This is a genomic window from Endobacterium panacihumi (genome assembly GCF_050847465.1).
GTDB classification, from domain to species: Bacteria; Pseudomonadota; Alphaproteobacteria; order Rhizobiales; family Rhizobiaceae; genus Neorhizobium; species Neorhizobium panacihumi.
Map to the genome: position 1 here is coordinate 1,576,478 of NZ_JBOZRA010000001.1, position 16,636 is coordinate 1,593,113.

The 16,636-nt window shown below is 59.6% G+C and carries 19 protein-coding genes; 5 read left to right on the forward strand and 14 right to left on the reverse strand.

From position 1 onward, the window contains the following. Nucleotides 1-13 precede the first annotated feature (13 nt). The 4 genes from ACRQ1B_RS07830 to ACRQ1B_RS07845 form a co-directional block, all read right to left on the reverse strand. A complete protein-coding gene (locus ACRQ1B_RS07830) occupies nucleotides 14-886 on the reverse strand; it encodes an ABC transporter permease (RefSeq protein WP_432293062.1) in 873 nt (290 codons plus the stop codon). Continuing rightward, entirely contained in the window at nucleotides 883-1,830 is a 948-nt protein-coding gene (locus ACRQ1B_RS07835; RefSeq protein WP_432293063.1) for an ABC transporter permease, read from the reverse strand. The genes ACRQ1B_RS07830 and ACRQ1B_RS07835 overlap by 4 nt, the downstream gene beginning before the upstream one ends. Nucleotides 1,831-1,899: 69 nt before the next feature. After that, complete coding sequence (locus tag ACRQ1B_RS07840) at nucleotides 1,900-3,408, reverse strand: ABC transporter substrate-binding protein (protein ID WP_432293064.1); 1,509 nt, start codon at nucleotides 3,406-3,408, stop codon at nucleotides 1,900-1,902. An 87-nt stretch (nucleotides 3,409-3,495) separates the two neighbouring features. After that, nucleotides 3,496-4,266 carry a FadR/GntR family transcriptional regulator gene (locus tag ACRQ1B_RS07845; protein ID WP_432293065.1) on the reverse strand — a complete coding sequence of 257 codons (771 nt, stop codon included), beginning with the start codon at nucleotides 4,264-4,266 and terminating at the stop codon, nucleotides 3,496-3,498. Nucleotides 4,267-4,491: 225 nt separating this feature from the next. Between ACRQ1B_RS07845 and sthA the strand changes: the two genes are divergently transcribed. Then, complete coding sequence (sthA, locus tag ACRQ1B_RS07850) at nucleotides 4,492-5,979, forward strand: Si-specific NAD(P)(+) transhydrogenase (protein WP_432293066.1); 1,488 nt, start codon at nucleotides 4,492-4,494, stop codon at nucleotides 5,977-5,979. Then, nucleotides 5,976-6,332: a hypothetical protein gene (locus ACRQ1B_RS07855; RefSeq protein WP_432293067.1), complete on the forward strand. Its 357-nt coding sequence runs from the start codon at nucleotides 5,976-5,978 to the stop codon at nucleotides 6,330-6,332. The genes sthA and ACRQ1B_RS07855 overlap by 4 nt, the downstream gene beginning before the upstream one ends. 107 nt (nucleotides 6,333-6,439) lie before the next feature. On the opposite strand, the gene rpsD is transcribed toward ACRQ1B_RS07855, so the two are convergent. Continuing rightward, a complete protein-coding gene (rpsD, locus tag ACRQ1B_RS07860) occupies nucleotides 6,440-7,057 on the reverse strand; it encodes a 30S ribosomal protein S4 (protein WP_153359050.1) in 618 nt (205 codons plus the stop codon). A gap of 332 nt (nucleotides 7,058-7,389) precedes the next feature. Here rpsD and ACRQ1B_RS07865 point away from each other — a divergent pair, with 332 nt between their 5' ends. Both ACRQ1B_RS07865 and ACRQ1B_RS07870 read left to right on the forward strand, forming a co-directional pair. Continuing rightward, nucleotides 7,390-8,370 carry a TerC family protein gene (locus ACRQ1B_RS07865; protein ID WP_432293068.1) on the forward strand — a complete coding sequence of 327 codons (981 nt, stop codon included), beginning with the start codon at nucleotides 7,390-7,392 and terminating at the stop codon, nucleotides 8,368-8,370. Nucleotides 8,371-8,543: 173 nt separating this feature from the next. Then, nucleotides 8,544-8,804: a DUF982 domain-containing protein gene (locus ACRQ1B_RS07870; RefSeq protein WP_432293069.1), complete on the forward strand. Its 261-nt coding sequence runs from the start codon at nucleotides 8,544-8,546 to the stop codon at nucleotides 8,802-8,804. Nucleotides 8,805-8,816: 12 nt separating this feature from the next. On the opposite strand, the gene ACRQ1B_RS07875 is transcribed toward ACRQ1B_RS07870, so the two are convergent. From ACRQ1B_RS07875 to ACRQ1B_RS07915, 9 genes are all read right to left on the reverse strand, one after another. After that, complete coding sequence (locus ACRQ1B_RS07875) at nucleotides 8,817-10,340, reverse strand: helicase HerA domain-containing protein (protein ID WP_432293070.1); 1,524 nt, start codon at nucleotides 10,338-10,340, stop codon at nucleotides 8,817-8,819. 158 nt (nucleotides 10,341-10,498) lie between these two features. Continuing rightward, complete coding sequence (locus ACRQ1B_RS07880) at nucleotides 10,499-11,137, reverse strand: LysE family translocator (protein WP_432293071.1); 639 nt, start codon at nucleotides 11,135-11,137, stop codon at nucleotides 10,499-10,501. Between the two features lie 67 nt (nucleotides 11,138-11,204). Further along, nucleotides 11,205-11,492 (reverse strand): HigA family addiction module antitoxin, encoded by a 288-nt coding sequence (locus tag ACRQ1B_RS07885; protein WP_432293072.1) that lies wholly within the window; start codon nucleotides 11,490-11,492, stop codon nucleotides 11,205-11,207. 11 nt (nucleotides 11,493-11,503) lie between these two features. Then, complete coding sequence (locus ACRQ1B_RS07890) at nucleotides 11,504-11,782, reverse strand: type II toxin-antitoxin system RelE/ParE family toxin (RefSeq protein WP_432293073.1); 279 nt, start codon at nucleotides 11,780-11,782, stop codon at nucleotides 11,504-11,506. Between the two features lie 36 nt (nucleotides 11,783-11,818). After that, entirely contained in the window at nucleotides 11,819-12,268 is a 450-nt protein-coding gene (locus tag ACRQ1B_RS07895) for a GNAT family N-acetyltransferase (RefSeq protein ID WP_432293074.1), read from the reverse strand. Next, nucleotides 12,265-12,516 carry a hypothetical protein gene (locus tag ACRQ1B_RS07900; RefSeq protein WP_432293075.1) on the reverse strand — a complete coding sequence of 84 codons (252 nt, stop codon included), beginning with the start codon at nucleotides 12,514-12,516 and terminating at the stop codon, nucleotides 12,265-12,267. Before ACRQ1B_RS07900 ends, ACRQ1B_RS07895 begins: the two co-directional genes overlap by 4 nt. Nucleotides 12,517-12,908: 392 nt before the next feature. Next, nucleotides 12,909-13,709, reverse strand: coding sequence for a glutamate racemase (gene murI, locus ACRQ1B_RS07905; RefSeq protein ID WP_432293076.1), 801 nt, complete (start codon nucleotides 13,707-13,709; stop codon nucleotides 12,909-12,911). Further along, on the reverse strand, nucleotides 13,696-14,538 hold the full coding sequence (locus tag ACRQ1B_RS07910; protein ID WP_432293077.1) for an RNA methyltransferase: 843 nt from the start codon (nucleotides 14,536-14,538) through the stop codon (nucleotides 13,696-13,698). Before ACRQ1B_RS07910 ends, murI begins: the two co-directional genes overlap by 14 nt. Before the next feature lie 107 nt (nucleotides 14,539-14,645). Continuing rightward, a complete protein-coding gene (locus ACRQ1B_RS07915) occupies nucleotides 14,646-15,176 on the reverse strand; it encodes a hypothetical protein (protein WP_432293078.1) in 531 nt (176 codons plus the stop codon). A gap of 207 nt (nucleotides 15,177-15,383) precedes the next feature. On the opposite strand from ACRQ1B_RS07915, the gene ACRQ1B_RS07920 reads away from it, so the two are divergent. After that, a complete protein-coding gene (locus ACRQ1B_RS07920) occupies nucleotides 15,384-16,595 on the forward strand; it encodes an NADP-dependent isocitrate dehydrogenase (protein ID WP_432293079.1) in 1,212 nt (403 codons plus the stop codon). Nucleotides 16,596-16,636 lie beyond the last annotated feature (41 nt).

The following is a 16,636-nucleotide window of genomic DNA, read 5'->3' on the forward strand; positions in this document are numbered from 1 at the left end:
TCCTTGCAAAAATTTAGCTTTCGCGCGGGTCGAGCGCATCGCGCAGACCGTCGCCGAGAAGATTGAAACCGATGACGACGAGGAAGATCGCCGCACCCGGCCACATCGCCATCCATGGCGCCTGGCTCAGAAAGTTCTTGGCGACATTGAGCATCGAACCCCAGGAGGGTGCCGGTGCCTGCTGGCCAAGACCGAGGAAGGACAGAGACGCTTCGGCGATGATCGCTGTCGCGACCGTCAGCGTCGCCTGCACGATGATCGGCGCAAAGACGTTGGGCAGGATGTAGCGCGTCATGATGTCGACATGGCCGAGACCGACCGAACGGGCGCCTTCGACATAATCTTCCGTCTTCACCGCCAGAACCTGACCACGCGTCAACCGCACGAAGATCGGCATGGCGGAAAGGCCGATGGCGATCATCGCATTGGTCAGGCTCGGGCCGAGGAAGGCGGCAAGCGCGATTGCGGTGATCAGGAACGGCATGGCCAGCAATGCTTCGGTCACGCGCTGGATGACCTGATCGACCCAGCCGCCGAAATAACCCGACAGCAGGCCAAAAGGCACGCCGATGGCAACGGCGATGGCGACCGACACCACACCCGCCATCAGCGAGGCGCGCGCGCCCCAGATCATGCGGGAGAGGATGTCACGGCCGAGATCGTCGGTGCCAAGCCAGTGTGCTGCCGACGGTGCCTTGCGGATCGCCCCCCAGCTGGTGGCAACCGGATCGGGGATCGGCAGGATCGGTGCCAGAATGGCGAGGATGGCGAAAAAGGCGATGATCACCAGTCCAACCAGCGAACCACGATTGGCCTTCATCTTGCGCCATGCGCGGCTTTTCTCGCGGGGTTTCAGGATCGGGGCGGTCTGTTCGATAACGGTCATAGCGTGGCCCTCAGACGCGGGTTGAGCAGCGCGTAAAGCACATCGGCAAGCAGGTTCATCAGGATGAAGCCGATGGCCGTGCACATGACGATGCCCTGCACCACGGCGTAATCACGGGTGAAGACGGCATCGACGGTCATCTTGCCGAAACCGGGAATGGTGAAAATCTGTTCGGTCAGCACGGCACCGGCCAGAAGTTCGCCGAACAGCAGCGCCGAAAGCGTGATGATCGGCAGAAGCGCGTTGCGGAACGTGTGGCTGAGAATGACCTCGCGCGGCGACAGACCTTTTGCGCGGGCGGTGCGGATATAGTCCGAACTCAGCACGCCGAGCATGGCGGAACGCGTGTGGCGCATCAGCTGAGCGGCCAGCGCCGTCGACAGCACGAAGGCCGGCATGATCATGGTTTTGATCGAGCGCACCGGATCGACAAAGATCGATTCGTAACCGGAGGCCGGCAACCAGCCGAGCTGAACAGAGATCAGTAGGATCAGCATGATGCCGAGCCAGAAGTTTGGAACCGACAGGCCCGACAGCGCCACGATATTGGCAATGTAGTCGAGCGCGCGGTTCTTGTAGACGGCGGCGAGAATGCCGGTCGGAATACCGATCAGCAGGGCAAAGATCATCGCCATCGCGGCAAACTGGATCGTCACCGGCAATTTCTGGCCGATCAGTTCCAGCACCGGCTGGTTGGTTCTGAGCGAAATGCCGAAATCGCCTGTCAGCATGGCTCCGAGCCAGCGGAGATACTGCATGATCACGGGGTCGTTGAGGTGATATTTTTCGCGCAGGAAATCCAGCGTCGCCGGATCGCGCTCTTCACCCGCCATGGCGAGAATGGGGTCGCCGGGCAGAAGTTTCTGCAGCGAAAACACAAAGATCGAAATGATCAACAGTGTCGGGATCGCGACCAGCAGCCGCTTGCCGATATAGACAGGCATGTCATCGCCCTCTTGTAACGTGAGAGACCGCGCGGACGTTGGTGCCCGCGCGGCGATCGTATGTCGGGATTACTTCTTGGAGACGCCTAGCAGGCGCATCATGCCATCCGGCGAAGGCGCAAAGCCTTCGACCTTCTTGGAGATCGCGTATGCATAGGGGTTGTGGCCGAGATAGATGATCGGCATGTCGTCGGCGAGAATGACGCTGGCGGCATCATATTTCTGCTTGCGCACGGCGTCGTCCTGCGAGGTGCGGGCTTCGTCGAGCAGCTTGTCGACTTCCGGGTTGCAATATTTCACGTCGTTGATGCCGCCCTTGCAGGTGACGAACTGGTGAATATTGCCATCCGGGTCGATACGGCCGGACCAGTCGGAGCGCGAAAGCTGATAGTTGCCGGCGGTCTGTTCCGACAGCAGCGTCGCGAACTCGGTCGCCTTCAGCGAGACGTTGAAGCCTGCTTCCGCCACCATCGACTGGATGACCTGCATCGCCTGTGTCTGCGTGGTGTTGTTGGCGTGCTGCAGCTCGATGTCGAGGGTTTCGTAACCCGCTTCCTTCATCAGCTGCTTGGCCTTTTCGACGTCACGCGCCTGCACCGGCAGGTCCTTGTTGAACCAGGGGCTGGTGGACGGGAAAGGCTGATTGCCGGCCAGCGACGTGCCTTCGTAGACGATCTGGCCAAGCGCTTCGCGGTCGATGGCCAGCGAGAATGCCTGACGCAGGCGCTTGTCCTTGCCGAGCGGGTTGTCGGCGCGCGCACCGTTGTTGATGTTGACATACATGGCCATGTAGCCGGGACCGATGACGTCGGCATAGGTCAGGTTCGCGTCATCCTTGACGGACTGTGCGTCGGAGGCGGCGATACGCTCGGCGATGTCGAGATCACCCGAACGCAGGTTGGCGAGCTTTACCGTCGTGTCCGGGATCGGCAGGAAGGTGATCTTGTCGACCTTGATCTTGTCCTTGTCCCAGTAGTCCGCGAATTTTTCGAGAACGATACGGTCCTGCTGGATGCGCTCGACGAACTTGAACGGACCGGCGCAGACCGGCTTGGAACCAAAGTTGGCACCGAGTTCCTTGGCGGCCTTCGGCGCGACGATCATGCCGGCGCGGTCGGTCAGCTGGGCAAGCAGCGTCACGTCAGGCGATTTCAGGGTGAATTTTACTTCGAGCGGACCGGAGGCCTCGACCTTGGCAACGGAGGAAAGCTCGCTCTTGCGGCGCGATTCCGGCAGCGTCATGTTGCGTTCGATAGTGGCGACAACGGCAGCGGCATCAAGGGTTTCGCCATCGTGGAACTTCACGCCGTCGCGGATCTTCATCGTCAGAACCTTGCCCTCTTCGGACCAGGCCCATTCGGTCGCCAGCTGCGGCACGATCTTCATGTTCTGATCGATATCGACCAGCTTGTCGCACATCGAGGTATAAACGATGCGGCCGACGAAGGTACGCGACTGCGCCGGATCGAGAACGTCGGCATCGTCGTTGAGACCGATGCGCAGTTCGGACGCCATGGCCGGTGCGGCCAGAAAAGCGCTGGCCAGCAGCGCCGAAGTCAGGGTGGCAAATTTCTTCATATTCGTTCCTCTGGTCTGATTTGACACTGTTTTTGGCATTGTTCTTGTTGGCCGCCCGAAAAGGCGCGGCAGGTATTTTTGAAAAACTCAGGATGCAGCGCTGAGCTGATCTCCTTCGTCATCGAGAGCTTCAAGTGCCGCGATCTCCGCATCCGTCATGCCCGCCGCATCCATCGAGGTCGCGCGGATCAGACGCTCCTGGTGCATCAGCAGATGCTGGCGCATCGCCTCGCTCGCCTTGCGCGGATCACGCGCCGCGATCGCATCGACAATGGCGTGGTGCTGCAGATAGGAGGCGCGCGCATTCTTGCCGACACGGCGGGCGCGTTCACGGATCGACTGCCAGGCTTCATCCTGGCGGATGCGGTTGACGACATCGAAGATCGACAGAAACAGCTGGTTGCCGGCACTCTGGGCGATCTGCCGGTGCAGCGCGCCATCCCACAGCTCCTTGGCATCCGCATCCGTGCTCTGACCGATTTTTTCCGCCAGCGCCCGCATACGCTCGACCTCGTCCGGCTTGGCGCGCATCGCCGCCAGCTGTGCCAGTTGCGGCTCGATGCGCAGCCGCACTTCCATGATCTCCAGCATGTCCGTTCCGGCCACCAGAGCCTCGACATGATTGCTCCAGCCATCCGGCTTTTCGCCGACAAAGGTCCCCGCCCCCTGACGACGCCAGATCAGGCCCTCGGATTCCAGCACTTCCAGCGCTCGGCGAACCGAACGCCGACCGACGCCCAGCGTTTCCGACAGCGCACGCTCGGTCGGCAGCTTGCCATCCGCCAGCTCACCACCGGCGATCAGCGCCCGCAGGCGCCCAAGGGCATAGGCCGAATTGTCGTGGGATGCTTCGCTCACTGCCGGACCAATGTCTGAACCAATCTTGAATTGGTCCCAGACAAATGCATTTCGCACAGCGCGTCAAGCTAGTTTTTGATCATTTTTTCGCATTGCACAAATGGTGTGCAGGTGCGTAAAAAATCTCGCAAACCGCAATTAATCCGTTAGAAAATTACGGTAGTAATTGCGACAATTGGTCGCCATATTGCGCATTCGACCGAGCACACAAAGCCGGAGCTTTTTATGAATCATTATGATCTGATCGTCGTCGGCAGTGGCCCCGCAGGCCGCCGCGCAGCCATTCAGGCTGCCAAGCTGGACAAAAAAGTCCTTGTCATCGAACAGGGCAAACGCGTTGGCGGCGTTTCCGTCCACACCGGCACCATCCCATCGAAAACATTGCGCGAAACCGCCCTCAATCTGTCCGGCTGGCGTGAGCGCGGCTTTTACGGCCTCTCCTACCGCGTCAAGCAGGAGATCAGCGCCGAGGACCTGCGCCGCCGCCTGCTGATCACGCTCGACCATGAAGTCGAAGTGTTGGAGCACCAGTTTTCCCGCAACCGTGTCCAGCTCATGCGCGGCAAGGCAACCTTCGTCTCCAAGGACACGCTGGCGATCGAGAAGGAAGACGGCGAAATCCTGCACGTACAAGGCAACAGCATTCTGCTCGCCGTCGGCACCAAACCGTTCCGCCCGGATTACATCCCCTTCGACAACAAGACCGTACTCGACAGCGACGAACTGCTGGACATCGCACAGCTGCCACGCTCCATGGTCGTGATCGGTGCCGGCGTCATCGGCATCGAATATGCCACGATCTTTTCCGCGCTGGATACAGCCGTCACCGTCATCGATCCGAAATCGACCATGCTCGATTTCATCGACAAGGAAATCGTTGAGGACTTCACCTACCAGCTGCGTGACCGCAACATGAAGCTGCTGCTCGGCCAGAAGGCGGAAAAGGTCGAACGACTGCCCGATGGCAAGGTCAGCGTCACCGTCGACACCGGTCGCCGGATCATCGCCGACATGGTTCTGTTTGCCGCCGGCCGCATGGGCGCAACCGACAGCCTCAACCTCAAGGCCGCCGGCCTTGAAGCCGACAGCCGTGGCCGCCTCAAGGTCAACCCGGAAACCTTTGAAACCTCCGTGCCCGGCATCTTTGCCGCCGGTGATGTCGTCGGCTTCCCGAGCCTCGCCTCCACCTCCATGGAACAGGGCCGCATCGCCGCCCGCGTCGCCGTCGGCGCCATGACCAAGGAACCGCAGAAATATTTCCCCTACGGTATCTATGCCGTGCCGGAAATTTCCACCTGCGGCCTGACCGAAGAGGAAATGAAGGAACGCGGCATTCCTTACGAATGCGGCATTGCCCGTTTCCGCGAAACCTCGCGCGGCCACATCATGGGCCTCGACAACGGCATGCTGAAGCTGATCTTTTCGCTGAAGACCCGCCGCCTGCTCGGCGTCCACATCATCGGTGAAACGGCCACCGAACTGGTTCACATCGGCCAGGCAGTGCTCAACCTCAAAGGCACGGTCGAGTACTTTGTCGAGAACACGTTCAACTATCCGACGCTCGCCGAAGCCTACAAGATCGCCGGCCTCGACGCCTGGAACCGCATGGGTCCGGCGGTTCCGAAGGACGACACGGTTGCCGGCCAGTCAGCTGAAAAGGTGACAGCGGCCGAAACCACCGAGCCGGCAAAGAAAAAAGCCGCCGCCAAGTGAGGCGTCCGCTCGGCAAGGAACGGCCGCGTTTTGGCCAGCGCCATCCGGTGCTGGCCTATTTCGCCACGATCACCGCCATCGCCGTCTTCGCCCTGTTTCCGCTGATCTCGGCAATCACCAGCATCTGGATTGCCGATGCGGCCGGCTGCCGGGTCGATGAAGCCGGCAGCTATCCCTGCATGCTGTTCGGCACCGATATCGGCGAGCTCCTGGCCTTCCTGTTCATCCTGGGCTGGCTGGGCATGGCGACCGTGCCGCTCGGCTTTCTGGGTTTTCTCGCCTGGACCGGCTTCGTCATCGTCCGCATCATCCGCAAGCGGCGACGGCAGGCCCAGCAGCAAGTGCAGCAGTAAACGCCAAACGAAAAAGCCGCCTTCGAAACGAAGCGGCTTTTTTTTTGCATAGAGCAGATACAAAAATGGCCCCTTGCGGGGCCATTTTCGCAAATTTGTCGTCGCGATTAACGCGAGTAGAATTCGACGACGAGCGACGGTTCCATGATGACCGGGTACGGTACATCTGAAAGCGACGGTACGCGGGCGAAGGTGGCAACCATCTTGTTGTGGTCGACTTCGACGTAGTCCGGAACGTCGCGCTCAGCGAGCGAAACGGCTTCGAGAACCGTTACGAGCTGCTTCGACTTCTGGCGAACTTCGATAACGTCGCCGGCCTTGCAACGGTAGGAACCGATGTTGACGCGAACGCCGTTGACCGTGACGTGGCCGTGGTTGACGAACTGACGGGCAGCAAAGACCGTCGGAACGAACTTGGCGCGGTATACGATCGCGTCCAGACGCGATTCCAGCAGACCGATCAGGTTTTCACCGGTGTCGCCCTTGCGGCGGTTGGCTTCTTCGTAGATCGCGCGGAACTGCTTCTCGCGGATGTCGCCGTAGTAGCCCTTCAGCTTCTGCTTGGCGCGCAGCTGCACACCGAAGTCCGAGAGCTTGCCCTTGCGGCGCTGGCCGTGCTGGCCCGGGCCGTATTCGCGGCGGTTAACCGGGGACTTCGGACGGCCCCAGATGTTTTCGCCCATACGGCGGTCAATTTTGTACTTGGACGATTCGCGCTTGCTCATCGCATTTCCTTTCGGATGGTTGCACCGGTTTGTTGCCAGACCGGATGAAGGAAACACGCCCTCCTCTGAACCTCGTTTTGGAAGTTCTGACAGGCTTCTCACGAAAGCGATCGGAGAGTGCCACGGGACATGTCAATAAAACACCGGGCATTTCGGCCCGGCGTTGGCGCGGTGATTACGGACATGTCATCAAAATGTCAACAGGCCGGCATTGAAAACCCGTGTGTCGCCGACCATTCTTAACGCGGGATCCGGGCCCCTCTGGCGTATACCGGACAATACGTGATGTCGGATCCCCTTTAAAGCCAACCTCGTCCGGATAAGGTTGACTGATGGATCTCCTCTACATGGATTTTCTCGGCACGCCCACATGGATGTGGGCGATCTTCATTTCGCTCGTTCTGAGCCTTCTCGCTCTCGATCTCGGTGTTCTCCATAAGGAGAGCAAGGAAATCGGCGTGAAGGAAAGCATGCTGATGTCGGCGTTCTACATCGCCATCGGCATCGCCTTCGGCGGCTGGATCTGGTTCCAGCAGGGCCAGCAGCCCGCCGTCGAATACCTCACCGGTTTCGTCGTCGAAAAAAGCCTCGCGATGGACAACATCTTCATCATCGCGATGATCTTCTCTTACTTCGCCATTCCCCGCCTCTACCAGCACCGGGTTCTGCTCTGGGGCATCTTGGGCGTCATCGTGCTGCGCGGCATCATGATCGCCGGCGGCTCGATGATCGTCGAGAACTTCAGCTGGGTTCTTTATCTCTTTGCCGCATTCCTGGTTTTCACCGGTATCAAGATGCTGGTGTCGTCGGATCATGACGAAAGCGATATCGGCAACAATGCCATGCTGAAATTCCTGCGCCGCCGCCTGCCGGTGACGAAGGAACTGCATGGCGAGCGCTTCTTCGTCAAACAGGAAGACGACAAGACCGGCAGGCTGAAGACGTTTGTGACGCCGCTCTTCCTGGCGCTGATCATGGTGGAACTGGCCGACCTCGTTTTCGCGGTCGATTCCATCCCGGCGATCTTTGCCATCACCACCGATCCGTTCCTGGTCTACACCTCAAACATCTTTGCGATCCTCGGCCTGCGTGCGCTCTATTTCGCGCTGGCCGCCCTGATGCACCGTTTCGCTTATCTGAAATATTCGCTGGCGGCTGTGCTGATCTTCGTCGGCTCCAAGATTTTCGTGGCCGACCTGCTCGGCATTTCAAAAATCCCGCCGTCGATCTCGCTCGGCGTCACCGTATCAATCCTTGCGGCCGGCATTATCGGCTCGCTCTGGGCAACCAGAAACGAAAAGCAGGAAGCATAAGGGCAGCCGCATTCGCCCCTGCATGAACCAGCACGCCCCGGCTTCTCCTGCCGGGGCGTTTTTTTGATAAGAAAAGCCCCGCGCCAAAACACTTACCCTTTGTTAAGTGCATAAGAAGGTGCTGATTGAACGCCTCAGGCGGCCTCCCATTTTGATATGAGGAGGAAATCAACATGCCCAAACATAAAACAACCGAAAGCTGGACGGCACCGCTCCATATCGAAGATCCCGACACCGGTGAGGAAGCCACGGTCGGCAATGCCGAACAGGCAAAGGATATGCTCGACCATGCATGGCCCGCCTATCACGGCAGCCAGTTCGAACGGGCGGAACATGCCTGCGAGGAAGCCCTGAACGGCCACGCCCCACCGGAGGAAGCACGCCGCGCCTTCATTGCCGCAGCCGTCGAGGCGCATCTGCACCTGCATTCGTAACAGGAAACGGCCTTATTCAGCCGCGATCTTGGCGTCGTCGCCATCCGGCGCTTCGGCGCTGCCGGGCGCCGTCTCGGCCTGCAGGTCCGGGAAGGCGACGATACGCTTGCCGGTAAAATCGGCATGCACGACGATCAGCCCCTGCTCCTCGAAATAACCGAGAAGACGACGGGCACGACGCGCCGAATGGGTGCCATAAGCGCGGGCAATACGCGCGTCGGACGGGCAAGCTTCGCCACCGAGCGCCGCCTTTGCCATCATCAGGAATACGCCCTGAAGATCGTCGGACACCCCGTTAGACAAGGACAATACGGTCGCCCACGCATCGCTTGCCGCCATCGTCGCATCGACGCCCGAGCGCGCAATCGCCGTGCGGCGACGGAAATCGCTGAGCGAGATCGGCGCCCCCGGCAGACGGCGCATGCGCGCACGCACCAGAAAGTCCTGATAAAGCACGGCATCGGTGCGATAGGCCGATTGCGGATCGTCGAGAATTTCCGACATCACCGCCATCAGGCGCTCTTCCCGCTCCTCTTCCGACAGTTCCGGCACGGGCACACGCGGCTCGGACGGCGCCGGCTGCATGATTGCCGGTGTCGAGCGCGAAAGTTCGGCCAGAATATCTGTGGTCGGACGCGGTGTCGGCGTCGGACGGCGCACGGCCGTCAGCGGGCGCGCAAATTCTTCCGGGTCCGGCGTAAAGATCAGGTCTTCGACATCCTGCGGCGCATCCGGCAGCGGCATCAGTTTCGGGCTGGACGAACGCGCCGATGTTTCCACCGCGCCGATGACGATCGGCAGCGGACGACGCGACAAAGCCGGGCCGAGGGCCACAAAGTTGCCGCGCTTCAGGTCACGGAACATTTCCGCCTGACGACGATCCATGCCGAGCAGATCGGCAGCGCGCGCCATGTCGATATCGAGAAAGGTACGGCCCATCAAAAAGTTCGAGGCTTCGGCCGCGACGTTCTTGGCCAATTTCGCCAGACGCTGCGTGGCAATCACGCCGGCCAGACCACGCTTACGGCCACGGCACATCAGGTTGGTCATCGCGCCGAGCGACATTTTTCGCGCATCTTCGGAGACATCGCCGCCGACCGAGGGCGCAAACATCTGTGCCTCATCGACCACGACAAGCACCGGATACCAGAAATCGCGATCCGCATCGAACAGGCCGTTCAGGAAGGCGGCGGCGGCGCGCATCTGCTCTTCGAGATCAAGCCCTTCGAGCGTCAGAACGCAGGAGACGCGGTTCCTGCGGATGCGGTTGGCAATGCCGGCAAGCTCGGCTTCCGTGCGCTCGCCATCCACGACGACATGGCCGAACTTGTCGGAAAGCGTAACGAAATCGCCTTCGGGATCGATGACGACCTGCTGCACCCAGGGTGCTGACTGTTCCAGCAGACGGCGCAGAAGATGCGACTTTCCGGAACCGGAATTGCCCTGCACGAGAAGACGTGTCGCCAGCAGCTCTTCGATATCGAGCTTGGCGGCGTCCCCTCCTGCCAGATTCCCCATATCGATGCCGACCTGCAATGCACTGCCCTCGTCTGAAATGCTAATCAGTTGATATCATTGAAGCCGCACCCATTCGGCGCTCTTTGGCGCGCATGCGACTCCCGCCCTATAACAGAGATCGGGATTCGTTTCGCGGTGCAAGAGACGAAATGCACAGTCTTTGCTTTTGATGGATATCAGGCCGCCGCCCGCTTGAAGCCAAGCGACAGAAGCCCCGCCCCGATCATCAGCGAACCACCGGTGCGATTGACGATTGTCTGGACCCTTGGCTTGCGGATCGTATCGCGTGCCATGGATGCCAAAAGACCATAAAGCGCGGCATTGATCGTTGCCAGGATGAGGAACGTCACTTCGAAGACGGTCATCTGGAAGAACAGCGGCTTTGTCAGGTCAAGAAACTGCGGCAGGAAGGCAACGAAAAACACGATGCTTTTCGGATTGAGCGCGGTGACGGCATAGGTATGGAGAAACACGCGCAGCGGCCGGACGGCTGGAGCATCGGCCTCACTCTCCTCGGCCACCTGTCCTGCCACTGGCGCCCGCCATAACTTGATGCCGAGATAGATCAGATAGGCGGCACCAACCCATTTTAAGACTGTAAACAGCAAGGCGGAGGTGGCGAGAAGCGCGCCAAGCCCCAGCATGGAAGCCGTCATCGCGGTAAAATCGCCAAGTGCCACGCCCGCCACCGTCGCACTTGCCACCTTGCGACCATGGCTGAGCGAATAGGAAATGACCAGCAGGATCGTCGGGCCGGGAATGGCCAGAAGAACGGCGGATGCGGCCACAAAGGCCAGCCAATGTTCGAGCGACATGGAAATCTCCTCCCCTGATCAGCTGAGCAAGCCATGGAATTTTCGGGCTGGCAAGCCACCTCGAAGATCAAGCGGCTTCGTCGTCCAATCGCCGTATCGTCGGCTGTTCCCGGTCCATTGCCTGCGCCAGATCGTAGTTGGCCTGCATGGCCAGCCACGCACGCGCCGTACTGGCCCCAGCCCTTTCCAGACGCACCGCCAGATCGGGACTGACTGCAGCCCGGCCATTCAGCACCCGCGACAGCGCAACACGCGACATTCCGAGCCGCTCAGCCGCCTCCGTCACCGAAAGTCGAAGCGGGCCAAGGACATCTTCACGCAGGAGTTCGCCGGGATGTGGGGGCAATTTCATCATGTGGCGCTCCTTCAATGGTAGTCCTGATAGTCAACGAGTTCGACATCCGTGCCGATAAAACGAAATGTCACACGCCAATTGCCATTCACCCAGACCGACCAATAGCCCTGAAGATTTCCTTTAAGCGAATGCAGTCCGAAACCGGGCAAATTCAATTCGGCAGGAATTGTTGCGACATCCAGCAAGCCGAGGATACGCGCGAGCTTTCTGGCATGGGCAACCTGAATGCCTCTGGTCGTGCCAGATTTATAAAAGGCCTCCAAACCCTCATGCCGAAAGCTCACGATCATGCGCAACCGTATCGCATAAAGATACACACGGCAATATTATCGGCGCCACTGGTAGAGCATATCCGGTTCGCGCTCGTCATTGTCGGCACCATCTGTTTCCCGCCGCGCGAGAAAGCCATGTGCCTCATAGAAACGCCGCGCCCCGACATTGCGCTGAAACGTCCAAAGGCTCAGCACGCAATGCGCGGATTTTGCTTGATCCAGCAGGCGCGCACCGATCCCCTGTCCTTGTGCGTGCGGAAGGACGTAAAGCTGCTCGATCCAGTTCTCACGAAAGGCGATGACGCCGATAAGGTCGTCCTGCCGCGCGACGCCCCAGATGACGCAGTTCGCAAACAGATAGCCCGACCAGAAAGCCAGGTCTTCTTCGGGACTGTGACGGCCTGCAAGCCAGGGAAGCCGCGCGTCGAATGCGTTGCGAAACACACTCGACGCGTCAGCCATATCCTTCGACGCCAGTTGACGACAGGTCAGCTCGCCGCTCACGGGCCGGCCCTCCATTGCAGAAACCGGGCCTGAAGGGCGCGATCGACCTCAGGCACGATCTCGGGGGCACCGATATCCCGACGCATGTGGTTGTTCAGATCATCGATTTTGTTTGCACCCCACGGCGCCTTCCGCCGCAGCGATGCACCAATCAACCCCTTCACGATGGCCCAGGGACCGTGGCGTTGCCACAAAGCTTCCAGCTGGACGTCGAGAACATCATCAACCCTTAATTGTAATTCACGCATAGCTTTTCCGTCCCGGCGCTGCCAAGCGACCAGGTCCTTTCGAAGTCGGCGACGCGCGCGGAAATGCGGACGGCGAAAGGCGCCGAACGGATGAGCCGGTTACGTCAGATTATTGAGAAATAGATGCCGGAAGGCGGATTTCGGGCGTTATCAGCCCTTGAATGCCACGCGAAGCATATGACGCGGGCCATTGCCGCGCATGGTTCGGGTGGATCCGCCATGAAGGCGATCGTGTGCAAAATGAGCAGTCATGTAGCGCCTCCTTCTTATTGAGTTGCGGATGCCGGGACCATGGCACGAGCTTTTTGCTCGCGCAAGTCCCTTCAATCGAAAATTGCATTCAACGAAAAATATGTTGCTCCATCGCAACACCAGCCCATCCGACAGCGTCATCAATTGGTACGAAGGCCAAAACCCTGCATCAGACGCCGCGTGGCAAAATCCGGATTGCCGGAGGTGAAAACGGCAAAGTCAAAATCTTCCGGATGCTCTGCCCCATCCACCAGCGGCACTTTTCGACGCGCCTGCCGGGCAATCGCCTCGGCCGGATCGAGCCAGTCCACCGGCCATGGCGCCAGTCGCCGAAACAGATTGGCCATGAAGGGATAATGCGTGCAGGCGAGAACGACGATATCGGTCTTCTTGCCGTCCATCTCCACGAAACACGGCGCGATTTCGGCGCGGATTTCTTCGTCGGACAGCATATCGCCGCGAATATAGGCTTCGGCCATACGGGCAAGGTTTTGCGAGCCGACCAGCCGCACATGGCATTGCGTGGCAAAGGACTGGATGAGATCGCGCGTATAGGCGCGCTTGACCGTTCCCGGCGTCGCCAGCACCGACACGAGACCTGAGCGCGTCCGCTCCGCCGCCGGTTTGATCGCCGGCACGGTGCCGACAAACGTCATGTCGGGGAATTTTTCACGCAGCGCCGCGCCCGCCAGCGTAAACGCCGTGTTGCAGGCGATGATGCAAACCTCGGGGCGATAATCGGCCAACAGCCTTTCGAACAGCGAGAGAATGCGCGCGGTCAGCGCCTCCTCCTCCCAGCCGCCATAGGGAAAACCGGCATCGTCGGCGACATAGATGAAGCCGCGTTCCGGCATCAGCACACGCGCCTCGCGCAGCACGGTCAGCCCGCCAATGCCCGAATCGAACACCAGCACCGGCCGCGAAACATTATTCGCCGTCATTCCCCTCGATCTCCGTCCCGTCGACCTTTTCCGCCTTCTGCTGCCGCGGCACGACCTTTTTCGGCCACTGCCGCGGAAACCGGTCCAGCGAGTTGATCACGCCACGAAACACGCTGATCTCCTGCTCGGTAAAGGCACGGCGTGTCAGCACCGCACGCAGATTGTCGATCATTCTCGGCTTTTTCGCGGGCGGATGAAAATAATTGCGGGCGTCCAGCGCCTCTTCCAGATGTTCGAACATGCCAAAAACCTGTTCCTTCGTGGACGGGTTTTGATCAAGCGCATCAAACAGCGTTTCTGCATGATCCTCCATGCCGCACTTCATCCACTCATAGGACATCAGCAGCACGGCCTGGGCGATATTGAGCGAGGCAAAGGCGGGATTGACCGGAAAGGTGACGATCTCGTCGGCCAGCGCCACTTCCTCATTGGTCAGGCCCCAGCGTTCGCGACCGAACAGGATTCCGGTCTTTTCACCACCCTTGAATTTCTGCTGCAGCGTCTGGCAGGCGACCACCGGCGAACGCACCGGCTTGAAACCATAGCGTTCGCGCGCCGTCGTGGCGTAAACGAAATTGAGATCGACGATCGCCTCTTCCAGCGTCTCGTAAACCTTGGTGCCGTCGATGACGTGATCGGCCTTGGAGGCAGCGGAACGCGCCTTTTCGTTCGGCCAGCCATCGCGTGGATTGACGAGACGCAGTTCGGCCAGCCCGAAATTGGCCATGGCGCGCGCCACCATGCCGATGTTTTCGCCAAGCTGCGGTTCGACGAGAATGATGGCGGGGCCTTCGGCGATCAGGACGCGTTCGCTATTGGTGCCAGACATGGATGCTTCCGGTTCTTCTTATAAAATGGTCAGCCGGCAATAGCGCGCATGCGCATGCGCTTCAAGCATTGCGTCTTAATGGACGGACAGGCGGATGACTTACCCTGTCACTGGCCCTTGGCCAGTTCCTGCATTTCCGCATAGACGCTGTCGCTCTCGTCATCCTCGTAACGATGGATATCGTCGATGACCGGATGACCGTCCTCGGTGATCACGTCGAAATGCACTTTCTCGACGGAATTCTTGATCTCGTCGTCATCCATGCAGGTCCAGAACTTGAAGCTGACGCCGACGTCGGTGGCGCCGTCCTTGCCCGGCGCCTCTTCCACCTTCAGATCCTGCAGCGGACAACCATCCTGCGAATTGGTGATGACGTCATACCCGAAGGGATCGCCCGGCTGGCCGTTTTCCGTGTCATAGGCCGGATGTTTTGCCGCCTCGTGATAGGCCGCCTGAAACCGCTTGCTGAACAGTTTCGAAAGCGGCTCGGCATCGAAGATGAACTTCCAGTCGCTCTCCGCGCTTTTCCAGTTTTCGGAGGTGATTCGCATCACTTCCTTCACCGGATCGGTTGCCTCCGCGGCGTGGGAAACAGAGGCTGCGACAGAGAAAAGCAGCGCGAACGAAAGGGTGCGCATCAAAATCAGTCCTTGAGGTGAAAGCGTCGTGCCGACCTTAATCGCCAACCATATTTTGGCAATGACAATCATTGAAGAGATCATCGCCCAAACTCTTTGCGTCACGTCAATGCGATGATATAGCGCATGCGCAAAGACCGTTTTTCCATCCGGGTGTGGCTGTTTTTCAACGGCCGTTCCCTCCAATCTCTCGAATGAGGCAGATACATGAAAAAGATCAAGGTCGCCAATCCCGTTGCAGATCTCGACGGCGATGAAATGACGCGCATCATCTGGCAGTTTATCAAGGATAAGCTGATCCACCCGTATCTGGACCTTGAAATCGACTATTACGACCTCTCGGTCGAAAACCGCGACGCCACCAACGACCAGGTGACCGTCGATGCCGCCAACGCCATCAAGAAGCACGGCGTCGGCATCAAGTGCGCCACCATCACGCCGGACGAAGCCCGCGTCGAAGAATTCAAGCTGAAGAAGATGTGGAAGAGCCCGAACGGCACGATCCGCAACATCCTCGGCGGCGTCATCTTCCGCGAGCCGATCATCATGCAGAACGTACCGCGTCTGGTTCCGGGCTGGACCCAGCCGATCATCGTCGGCCGTCATGCCTTCGGCGACCAGTACCGCGCCACCGACTTCAAGTTCCCGGGCAAGGGCAAGCTGTCGATCAAGTTCGTCGGCGACGATGGCCAGACGATCGAACACGACGTCTACGACGCGCCGTCCGCGGGCGTTGCCATGGCCATGTATAACCTCGACGAGTCGATCATCGATTTCGCGCGCGCCTCGTTCAACTACGCCCTGCAGCGCGGCGTTCCCTGCTACCTGTCGACCAAGAACACCATCCTCAAGGCCTATGACGGCCGCTTCAAGGATCTGTTCCAGGACGTGTTCGACAAGGAATTCAAGGCTCAGTACGAAGAGAAGAAGATCTGGTACGAACACCGTCTGATCGACGACATGGTTGCCTCGGCCCTGAAATGGTCCGGCGGTTACGTCTGGGCCTGCAAGAACTATGATGGCGACGTTCAGTCCGATATCGTTGCCCAGGGCTTTGGTTCGCTTGGCCTGATGACCTCGGTCCTGATGACGCCGGATGGCAAGACCGTCGAAGCGGAAGCGGCCCACGGCACCGTGACCCGTCACTATCGCCAGCACCAGAAGGGTCAGGAAACCTCGACCAACTCGATCGCCTCGATCTTCGCCTGGACCCGTGGTCTCGCCCACCGCGCCAAGCTGGACGACAATGCCGAACTGGCCAAGTTCGCAGCGACCCTCGAAAAGGTCTGCATCGACACGGTCGAAGCCGGCTTCATGACCAAGGACCTGGCGCTGCTCATCGGCCCGGATCAGCCGTGGCTCTCCACCACCGCCTTCCTCGACAAGATCGACGAAAATCTTCAGAAGGCCATGGCGTAAGTCCTGGATTTCGGTCTAGATTTGAACGGCGGGGTTTTTAC